Annotated in this window: 10 protein-coding genes; 4 read left to right on the top strand and 6 right to left on the bottom strand. The window is 62.1% G+C overall.

What is annotated here, in order from left to right; translation table 11 throughout:
* Nucleotides 1-78: 78 nt before the first annotated feature.
* The 4 genes from istB to CEY09_RS24255 are packed head-to-tail and all read right to left on the bottom strand — an operon-like array spanning nt 79 to nt 3,560.
* The gene (gene istB / locus CEY09_RS24270; protein WP_005013542.1) at nt 79-849 is read right to left on the bottom strand and encodes an IS21-like element helper ATPase IstB; all 771 of its coding nucleotides are present in this window, start codon (nt 847-849) and stop codon (nt 79-81) included.
* On the bottom strand, nt 846-1,856 hold the full coding sequence (gene istA, locus CEY09_RS24265; protein WP_088590580.1) for an IS21 family transposase: 1,011 nt from the start codon (nt 1,854-1,856) through the stop codon (nt 846-848). Before istA ends, istB begins: the two co-directional genes overlap by 4 nt.
* On the bottom strand, nt 1,738-2,535 hold the full coding sequence (locus CEY09_RS24260; RefSeq protein ID WP_234818386.1) for an SOS response-associated peptidase: 798 nt from the start codon (nt 2,533-2,535) through the stop codon (nt 1,738-1,740). Before CEY09_RS24260 ends, istA begins: the two co-directional genes overlap by 119 nt.
* Nucleotides 2,536-2,564: 29 nt before the next feature.
* On the bottom strand, nt 2,565-3,560 hold the full coding sequence (locus tag CEY09_RS24255) for a site-specific integrase (RefSeq protein WP_088590579.1): 996 nt from the start codon (nt 3,558-3,560) through the stop codon (nt 2,565-2,567).
* 113 nt (nt 3,561-3,673) lie between these two features.
* Between CEY09_RS24255 and dusA the strand changes: the two genes are divergently transcribed.
* On the top strand, nt 3,674-4,690 hold the full coding sequence (gene dusA / locus CEY09_RS24250) for a tRNA dihydrouridine(20/20a) synthase DusA (protein ID WP_088590578.1): 1,017 nt from the start codon (nt 3,674-3,676) through the stop codon (nt 4,688-4,690).
* A gap of 53 nt (nt 4,691-4,743) precedes the next feature.
* Here the strand turns inward: dusA and CEY09_RS24245 are convergent, their stop codons facing one another.
* Together CEY09_RS24245 and CEY09_RS24240 are read right to left on the bottom strand one after the other, a co-directional pair.
* Nucleotides 4,744-5,202 (bottom strand): CBS domain-containing protein, encoded by a 459-nt coding sequence (locus tag CEY09_RS24245; protein ID WP_088590577.1) that lies wholly within the window; start codon nt 5,200-5,202, stop codon nt 4,744-4,746.
* Nucleotides 5,203-5,239: 37 nt separating this feature from the next.
* Nucleotides 5,240-6,553: a YihY family inner membrane protein gene (locus tag CEY09_RS24240; RefSeq protein ID WP_088590576.1), complete on the bottom strand. Its 1,314-nt coding sequence runs from the start codon at nt 6,551-6,553 to the stop codon at nt 5,240-5,242.
* 17 nt (nt 6,554-6,570) lie between these two features.
* Between CEY09_RS24240 and CEY09_RS24235 the strand changes: the two genes are divergently transcribed.
* From CEY09_RS24235 to CEY09_RS24225, 3 genes are all read left to right on the top strand, one after another.
* Nucleotides 6,571-6,942: a DUF2069 domain-containing protein gene (locus CEY09_RS24235; RefSeq protein WP_006223948.1), complete on the top strand. Its 372-nt coding sequence runs from the start codon at nt 6,571-6,573 to the stop codon at nt 6,940-6,942.
* A complete protein-coding gene (locus tag CEY09_RS24230) occupies nt 6,939-8,426 on the top strand; it encodes a protein adenylyltransferase SelO (protein WP_088590575.1) in 1,488 nt (495 codons plus the stop codon). The genes CEY09_RS24235 and CEY09_RS24230 overlap by 4 nt, the downstream gene beginning before the upstream one ends.
* A gap of 214 nt (nt 8,427-8,640) precedes the next feature.
* The coding region (locus CEY09_RS24225; protein WP_088590581.1) for a response regulator transcription factor at nt 8,641-9,211 on the top strand (571 nt) is incomplete at its 3' end.

Below are 9,211 nucleotides of genomic sequence, written 5' to 3'. Positions count from 1 at the left end.
TGTCAACGCCGGTTGAAAATTGACCCACTTTCGTCGGAATCGTCGGAGTAAAACTGACCCACCCCGGCGTTCAAAAACCTAGTTCCTGATCTTGATGTTTCCTGCTTTACGCTTGTCCTTGAGCCGGTAGCTTTCCCCGGCAATCTGCACGATATGGGCGTGGTGCAGCAGGCGGTCGAGCAAGGCGGCGGTCAGCGTCTGATCCTCAGAGAAGCACGAGGCCCACTGGCTGAAGGGCAGATTGCTGGTGACGATGATGCTGGTACGCTCGTAGCGCTGGGCCACCACGTTGAAGAACAGGTTTGCTTCCTCGCGCCCGAAGGGCAGATAGCCAATCTCATCGATCACCAGCAGGCGCGGCCCGATGATGGCGCGGTTGAAGTACTGCTGCAGCCGGTCCTGTTTATGGGCAGTGGCCAACTGCATCATCAGGTCGGCGGCAGTCAGAAACCGGGTCTTGATGCCCGCCATGACGGCACGGTACGCCAATGCCTGCGCCAGGTGGCTCTTGCCCACGCCGCTGGGTCCCAGGAATACCACGTTCTCAGCCCGTTCGATAAAGCTCAGGGCCGCCAGTTCCTGGATCTGGGCACGCGGCGCACCACTGGCAAAGGCGAAGTCATAGTCTTCGATGGTCTTGACCGAGGGCAGCGTGGCGATCTTCATCAGGGCGGCGCGCTGGCGTTCGATCCGGGCGTCGTTCTCAATACCCAGAAGGCGCTCCAGGAAGTCGCCATGGCTGGCGTCTTCGCGGGCGCACTGCTGGGCCATGGCGGGCCACTCGCTGCCGATACGCTCCAGCTTCAGGACATCGCAGATCTGTTCGATGCGGTTGTGTTGAAGGTTCATGCTCGCACCTCCAGCAACTCGTTATAGACCGACAGCGGGTGCTGGAAGCTCTCTCGCGGCACAGGCCGGTGAGACGTGGCTGGCACCAGCATGCCGTGTTGCGCAGGCAACTGCAGTAGCGCTAGGCGCTCTTCCTGCAACCGCTTAGCGGGTCTCTCCCGAGTGGTGCCATGCAGCCGCTGATCGGCCACCTCCGTGAGCCAGCGACCGACGTGCGCGTTGGCTGCCGTCACATCCAAGCGCAGGCCAGCCTGCTTGAGGGTCGCGGCCAACGGGACACAGAAACTGCCCTTCAGGTATCCGTTGAAGCGTTCGACCTTGCCCTTGGTCTTGGCGCGATAAGGCTGGCACACACGCGGGGTGAAGCCGAACTCCTGGGCGACGGCCAACAGCCCGTTGTGCCAGCGATGCTGGCCGGGGCCGTAGGCATCGCGCTCGGTGATGATGGCGCCCGCGTTGTCGAACAACACGTGCTGGGGTACGCCGCCGAAGTAGATGAAGGCCTGACGCAGACATCCGAACCAAGTGTCGGCGCGCTCATCGGTGGTGAACCGCACCCAGCTCGAACGGCTGTATCCCAGCGTGGCGACAAAGGCCATCAAGGGATCACGGCCGCGCCGGATGTGGGTGAAGTCGGCCTGCATCTGCTTGCCAGGCGGCGTCTCAAAACGAACGACCGGTTCAGGCTCCTGGTGCTTGTAGCCGCCAAGAAACTCCTTGAGCTGCGTTACACCACCGGGGTAGCCCAGTTCTTGAATCTCCCGCAGCAGCACGGCTGCTGGAATCCAGTGCGGCCGGGCCGCCTCGATGCGCCCGTGCAGATAGTCCTTGTACGGATCCAGCTTGGTGGTCCGTGCCTCGCGGGGCTTGTACTGCTGGGCATCAGCCTCACGCAGATACCGCCTGATCGTGTTGCGTGAGCAGCCCAGCTGCTTGGCCATCTCCCGAATGCTGACGCCGCGACGCGCCATTACCTTGATCTCCACTGCTTGCTCCTGAGTCAACATTGTCGGCGGCCAAAAGGCCGCCATCATTGCCCAGGTGGGTCAGATTTACTCCGACGCGGTGGGTCAGTATTACATCGGCGCTGACACCCTCTGGCAGGATGACGACCATTCGCTTTTCCTTGCCCGCCTGGTGGTAGTCGCGGAAGAGCGGATCATCGTCCGCGTTGATGGTCAGCATGGTGTAGCTTTCCTGCCATTGACCGGCTGCGTCACGGTAGCGATCCCACAGCCCAGCAATCCCCATCGGTGCACCATCGGCCCGCGTGAAGCGGGTGGGCACCGACTTGGTCGTGCCGAATTTGGCCTTGGTCTCGTCGCGATGATCAGGCTCGAAAATCGCGTCAGCGGGGATGACGCAGTGCTGGGCGCGGCGCCAGGCATTGCGGAAGGTAAAGGCCGTAGCCACTCGATCATCCCGGGAATTGAAGGTCGACAGCTTCTCCGCATCCGTCAGCTTCCCCGGTACGGTCGCCGCGGATATCAGACCCCAGCGACCGACAACGGCTTCCCGCTCGGGTACAGCCTCGTCGCCCGCGTCATGCTCGACCGGCCGGCGCACGAAGACGCCCTGGTAGCGAGGCCACATGTCGTACTTGCCGATCGCGGCCGGCTTCTCGCGCACGCCGAACTTCTTGAGCAGCAGCTCGGCGTCCTTCAAGGTCTGGTAATGGCTACACATGGAACCCTCCAAGGAGGATTCCAGTATAGCTATCGGTGCAGGGATTCCGGCCTGATCTGCGTGTAGCGGCGCAGTTGATTCCAACTACGGTGTCCGGTAAAAATCGCGACCTCCTGGATGCCGTAGCCCATTTCGAACAGACGGCTAGTGCCTTCGTGGCGCAGGTCGTGGAACCGCAAATCCTTGATTTCCAGGTGTGCGCAAGCGCGGGGAAACGTCGAAGAGATAGTTGCTGCTTTGTAGGGGAAAATTCGGCCTTTGTGGGGCTTCGGCTGACGCTGGATGATTTCCCAGGCAGTCGGTAGCAGCGGTACAACCTGATGGTTGCCGGCCTTGCGCTTGGGGTCTTTGCGGTCGCGGATGATCACCGTCTTCTTCTTGGTGTCCACGTCTTCCCAGGTAATCGAGAAGATCTCGCCCGCCCGCATGGCGGTCGCTATGGCGAAGTCGACGATGTCCGCCATGGGGAGCTTATAGCGCTCGGACGTGTTGAAGTGGTCCTTCAGCGTCTTCAGTTCCTCGGCGGTGGGGCGCCTGGTCCTTTCCCGTGGGGTCGTTACGACCCCCAGCATCTTGAATGCTTCGCGGGCGTCCCGGATCGGATCTCCCAGGAACGAGAAGTCCCAGAGGCTACGTGCTACGCGTAGCACTGTGTTCAGGTAGGAAAGCTCCATGGACCACGTGGGAGGCGCGACTCCCCGCTTCTTGGTGTATTCGATTATTCTTGCGCCAGTCAGCCCGGACAGGGTGACAGCCCCGAGCTCAGCCCGTAGCACCTTGAAGGATTCTTTCTTAGCCTCGCCCATCCTGTGAACTTCACGTTCGTAGCGGTCCAGGAGGTCACCCACGGTTGTGACGCCCATAGGTTTGGTATCCTTGAAGTCACCCCGTTCTATCTCAGCCTCTATGGCCGTGGCCCATCTATTGGCCAGTGCCTTCGTGGTGAAGGTCTTGGTTTGGGTGGGGTGCCCCTTCTTCCGCACCTGGGCGCGCCACTTGCCGCCTATCTGAATTATCGAAGCCATTCCGTAGCGATCTCGTAGCACTGATAGCAGGAAACGGAGTGTAAAGCAGGTATTGGGCGGGAAGCAATGGGAACGACAAACCTACGTATCTCCTTGAATTTTAAGGTAAGTGCTTGATTTCTAACGACTGGCGGCTGTGCGTCGCCCCGATGATTGACGTGACCGACCGCCACTGCCGCTATTTCCATCGGCTGCTGGCCCCCCGCGCACGCTTGTATACGGAAATGATCACCACGGGCGCGCTGCTGCACGGCAGCGTTTCGCGGCACCTCGATTTCGACGAAGCCGAGCATCCGGTCGCCCTGCAACTGGGCGGCAGCGAGCCCGACGCCTTGGCGCAGTCCGCCAAGCTGGGCCGTCAATGGGGCTATGACGAGATCAACCTGAATTGCGGGTGCCCTTCGGAACGCGTGCAGAAGGGCGCTTTCGGGGCCTGCCTGATGGCGGAACCGGCGCTGGTGGCCGATTGCATGAAAGCCATGCAGGACGCCGTGGATATCCCGGTCACCGTCAAGCACCGTCTGGGGCTGGACTACGAGGAATCCTACGCGTTCGTCCGGGATTTCGTCGGCAAGATCTACGACACGGGGTGCCGGGTCTTCATCGCCCATGCCCGCAATGCGGTGCTCAAGGGCCTGTCGCCCAAGGACAACCGCGAAATTCCGCCGCTGCGCTACGACGTGGTCAAGCAACTGAAGCTGGATTTTCCGGATTGCACATTCGTGCTGAATGGTGGTCTTGCCGACGCCGAGCAATCTGTCCGGGCTGCGGACGAATTTGATGGCGTGATGCTGGGCCGGGCCGCTTGGCACACCCCGCGCGTGCTGTCCGAAGTGTCGTTGCAGCTGTGGCCGTCGGTACGGTTGCCCAGCGACGCGCAAGTGGTGGACGCCATGACCGAATACGCGGCGCGCCAGGTTGCCAAGGGTGTGCCGCTACGCGTGATGACCCGGCCGATGCTGGGCCTCGTGAACGGGCAGTCGGGCGCGCGCCGCTGGCGCCGCATGCTGTCGGATCCGGCGCTGCTTGCCGCCAACAACCCGGAACTGATCTATGACGCCTGGCGCAGCCAGCGGCAGGCGCCAGAAATGCGCGGCGCCGCATTCGAAGCGGCGCCGGCAGGGGTGTAGGCTCAGGGGGTAGCCCCCTGCGGCAGGCGCCGCGGGGCTGTCCCGGAACGCGGTCAGGTCTTGGCCGATTCGGCGCTTTCCGTGGGCCAATCGCGGATGTAGGCCTTGAGCATGTTGTTTTCAAACTGCTGGGCCGCCACGATGGCTTGCGCCATGTCGTAGAACGAAATCACGCCCATCAGGGTCGGGCCGTCCATGACCGGAATGTAGCGCGCGTGCTTTTCCAGCATGAGGCGCTGCACTTCATCGGCGCTGGTGTTGGGCGATACGCTGACCGGCGCGTCATCCATGATCGAACGGATGGTCGTTTCGCCGGCTCCGCCATGGGCGTGCATGTGCCGGATGATTTCGCGGAACGTGAGCATGCCGGTCAGGGTGCCGAATTCCATGATCACCAGCGAGCCTATGTCCTGCTCGCTCATGGTTTGCACAGCCTGGGACACAGGCATGTCGGGCGACGCCGTATAGAGCGTATCGCCCTTGACGCGCAAAATCTCGCTGACCTTCAACATCGGTTCCTCCTGGGCGGACTACGCCCGAATGCATTTGCTATTTCTTGTTCGCTTCCAATTGCAATATTGGAGCGATTCCATTTTCGGTATTCTGCGCTTCTCCGCACAGTTCTTCCAGCGTAGGCGTATTTTGCTGGGAAATTACGGCTGAAGCGACTCGCAATATCTCGGGGTCGTTGCGAACGCGGGACTGAGTGCGGTCCAGCAGGAAATTGTCGACGACCGGCGCCAACGAGGTTTCGCGCGCGTCGCAGGTCAGGACCCAGTTGTCTTCGGGGCTGCGCGTGGCCAGGCCCATGGTGTTCAGCGTTTCCAGGACATCGTTCAATTCGTCCTGATGCAGGTGCAATTGTGAGGCCAGTTCATTGGCGGGCAAGCCGGGCGGATTGGTTGACTGCACGCGGCGCAGGGCGCGCAGCGCGTCCAGGGCGTCGACGAATTGCGCGCCTGCGTAGCGGTTGATCTCCCAGCGGCCCAGCCGGATCAGCGGCGCGCTGGAGGCCAGCGTGGCGCCCAGCAGCACGGCCAGCCATGACAGGTAGATCCACAGCAGGAAGATCGGCAGGGTGGCAAACGCCCCATAGATGATGGTGTACGTGGGAAATCGCGTCAGGTAATAAGCAAACCCGGATTTCATGATTTCCAGGACGATGGCCGTTACACAGCCGCCCACCAGCGCATCGCGCCACAACACTTCGCGGTTGGGCACCACGACGAACAGCGCGGCAAAACCCAGTGCGGTCAGGATCAGGGGGATGAAGGAAATGGCGACACTGATGGCTTCAGGCACGTCCGCTACCAGTCCCAGCGATTCCCGTGCCACGAAAGAGGTGGCCCACAGGCTGGCGCCCGCCAAGACGGGCCCCAGCGTGATGATGGCCCAGTACACCAGCGCCCGTTGCGGCAGGGGGCGCTGGCGCGAAACGTGCCAGATGTCATTGAAGGCCTGGTCGATCGTCATGATCAGCAACAGGGAAGTCACCAGCAGGAACGCGCCGCCAATGGCGGTCAGGCGGGAGGCCTGGCGCGCGAACTGGTTCAGGTATTCCATGATGTTGTCCGAGACGGACGGCGGCATCAGGCTGTTGGTCAGGAAATCTTCCAGGGCGACGCGGAATTCCTGGAATACCGGAAACGCGGTAAACAAGGACAGCACCACCGCCAGCATGGGCACAATGGCCAGGACCGTGGTGAAGGTGAGGCTGGAGGCGACCTGCAGCAGCTTTTCTTCGTTGGCGCGCTGCACCGTGAACCGGAAGACGCGTCCGGCCCTCGCGGCCCATGAAGAGCGCGAAGTCGAGGGCTCGGTGGCCGCCGGCGTAGCGGCGACAGGCTCGGCGGGGCGATTCATCAGGCGATAATAGCAGCATGAACCCTGAACTCAACCCCCGTTTGCGCCTGCTGGCCTCGGTTTCACTGTTCGCCCTGATCGTCTTGTGCGTCACCTGGGAAACCGTGGTGGCGCCGGTGCGGCCGGGCGGTTCCTGGATGCTGCTGAAAGCGCTGCCCCTCGCGTTTCCACTGCGTGGCATCCTGCGCGGAAACCTCTATACCTATCAGTGGGCATCGATGCTGTCGCTGCTGTATCTGATGGAAGGCACGGTGCGCGCCATGTCGGACCCGGCTCCGCTCTCCGTGCTGATGGCGTGGGGCGAGATCGTCCTGTCGGCCACTTTCTTCCTTAGCGCCATTTTCTATGTGCGTCCCGCCAAGCGGGCCGCCAGGAGCCAACGCGCATGACTTCCCATTCCCTGTCCGAACTGCATGCCGTCAATTCATTTGCGGCATTGCCCGAAGCCTTCTACACCCGGCTGACGCCGCAGGGGCTGAACCATCCGCGCCTGCTCCACGCCAATGCCGAGGCGGCTGCGCTGATCGGGCTGGACCCGGCAGTGATGTCCACGCCGGAATTCCTGGCTGTGTTCTCGGGCTCGCAGCCCTTGCCCGGTGGGGATACGCTGGCGGCCGTCTACAGCGGGCACCAGTTCGGCGTATGGGCCGGCCAGTTGGGTGATGGGCGTGCCCACTTGCTGGGCGAAGTCGAAGGGCCTGACGGCGGTTGGGAACTGCAATTGAAGGGCGCTGGCATGACCCCGTACTCGCGCATGGGCGACGGGCGGGCCGTGCTGCGTTCGTCGGTGCGGGAATACCTGGCCAGCGAAGCCATGCACGGGTTGGGAATCCCCACCACGCGCGCGCTGGCGCTGGTGGGGTCCGATGACCCGGTCATGCGGGAAACCGTGGAAACCGCCGCTATCGTGACGCGGATGTCGCCCAGTTTCGTGCGGTTCGGTTCTTTTGAACATTGGTCGTCGCGCCGCCAGCCCGAGCAGCTGAAAACACTGGCGGACTACGTCATCGATCGTTTCTACCCTGAATGCCGTGAATCGCCCACAGGCGAGCCCCTGAGCGAAACCGCGCCCTACATCAATCTGCTGCGCGCGGTCACACGCCGGACGGCGCTGTTGATGGCGGACTGGCAGGCCGTGGGCTTCTGCCATGGCGTGATGAACACGGACAACATGTCCATCTTGGGGCTGACGCTGGATTACGGCCCTTATGGATTCATGGACGGCTTCCGTCTGGGGCACGTCTGCAATCATTCGGATTCCGAAGGGCGCTATTCCTGGAACCGGCAACCGTCGGTGGCGCTGTGGAACCTGTACCGGCTGGGCGGCAGCCTGCATGCGCTGGTGCAGGATGTCGAAGGCCTGCGCGCCGTGCTGGACGAGTACGAGGCGGTTTTCACCCGGGCCTTCCACGACCGCATGGGCGCCAAGCTGGGCTTGACCGCTTGGCGGCCGGCCGATGAGGCGCTGTTGGACGACCTGCTCAAACTGATGGACGCCAATCAGGCCGATTTCACCTTGTCCTGGCGACGGCTGGCCGACGCCGTGCTGGGCGAGCGTGCCGCGTTCCAGGATCTGTTCATTGACCGTCAGGCGGCCTCCGCCTGGCTAGACCGCCTGCTGGCCCGACATGCGGAAGACGGCCGGCCCGCTGAAGAAACGGCCGAGGCTATGAATCGCGTCAATCCGCTCTACGTCTTGCGCAACCATCTGGCAGAAGATGCGATCCGGGCGGCAAAGACCGGCGATGTGAGCGAAATAGACACGTTGATGAAGCTGCTGCGAGCGCCGTTCGTAGCTCAGGCAGGGTATGAGCGCTATGCTGGACTGCCGCCGGATTGGGCGGGCAGCCTTGAAGTCAGTTGCTCTTCTTGACGCGTTTCGGCGGTAATCGCAACAAAACGCCTACCAAGATCTTGTGATTTACGTGAAAAATGGGTGAAAGAGAGTGAAATATCGCGCTTTTTTTCACTGCAATCATTCGTTTCCATTGTAAATCTCGTAAGATTGTCGCCTGCGGGACACTCGGGATGGCTGACTGCATCCTTGGGGCATTTGTCGACAATTTTCAATATAAAGCACTCTGAATATGCCTGGCGCAGATGGTTTGCTATGTATCGGTCTGCTTGAGGATGATGCCGACTTCCGGGAGGAGTTGGCATTAGGCCTGGGCGGCTATGGTTTTCGGGTGGCGTTTGCTTGTGACAATGCTGCGGCGTTTTATCGCCGCCTGCAGGAGCAGCCGTGCGACATCGTTATCCTGGATGCGCACCTACCCGGTGAGGACGGTTTTTCCGTGGCGACCCGCTTGCGGGCATTGAGTCCGGTGGGCATCGTCATGCTGACCGGGCGCAGCGCTCTGGAAGACCGCGTGCGTGGCCTGGAAGGCGGCGCGGATGTCTATATGACCAAGCCGGTGGACTTGCTGGAGCTCAGTTCCGTCATTCGTAGCCTGGCTCGGCGCATGCGCCTGGCCAAGGCGCCCCGTCCGGCGGACGTGGAAACGCGCGCCTCGGCGGACAGCACCTGGTCCTTGCAGGACGGGGGCTGGATCTTGGTTGCGCCCGACGGCGCTTCCTTGCACCTTAGCGCTCAGGAACGGACCTTTCTGGTGGCCTTGATGGATGCGGCGGGCAGCGCGGTCAGCCGCCAGGTGCTGG

It is taken from the genome of Achromobacter marplatensis (genome assembly GCF_002209535.1).
GTDB classification, from domain to species: Bacteria; Pseudomonadota; Gammaproteobacteria; order Burkholderiales; family Burkholderiaceae_B; genus Achromobacter; species Achromobacter marplatensis.
The sequence above is the reverse complement of the archived record's forward strand: the minus strand, read 5'-3'. Positions and strand labels throughout refer to the sequence as shown.

Excerpts from the sequence above, each read along its gene's own strand:
- istB (WP_005013542.1), bottom strand. The coding sequence starts at position 849 with ATGAACCTTCAACACAACCGCATCGAACAGATCTGCGATGTCCTGAAG.
- istA (WP_088590580.1), bottom strand. The coding sequence starts at position 1,856 with ATGTTGACTCAGGAGCAAGCAGTGGAGATCAAGGTAATGGCGCGTCGC.
- CEY09_RS24260 (WP_234818386.1), bottom strand. The coding sequence starts at position 2,535 with ATGTGTAGCCATTACCAGACCTTGAAGGACGCCGAGCTGCTGCTCAAG.
- CEY09_RS24255 (WP_088590579.1), bottom strand. The coding sequence starts at position 3,560 with ATGGCTTCGATAATTCAGATAGGCGGCAAGTGGCGCGCCCAGGTGCGG.
- CEY09_RS24245 (WP_088590577.1), bottom strand. The coding sequence starts at position 5,202 with ATGTTGAAGGTCAGCGAGATTTTGCGCGTCAAGGGCGATACGCTCTAT.
- CEY09_RS24240 (WP_088590576.1), bottom strand. The coding sequence starts at position 6,553 with ATGAATCGCCCCGCCGAGCCTGTCGCCGCTACGCCGGCGGCCACCGAG.
- CEY09_RS24235 (WP_006223948.1), top strand. The coding sequence starts at position 6,571 with ATGAACCCTGAACTCAACCCCCGTTTGCGCCTGCTGGCCTCGGTTTCA.
- CEY09_RS24230 (WP_088590575.1), top strand. The coding sequence starts at position 6,939 with ATGACTTCCCATTCCCTGTCCGAACTGCATGCCGTCAATTCATTTGCG.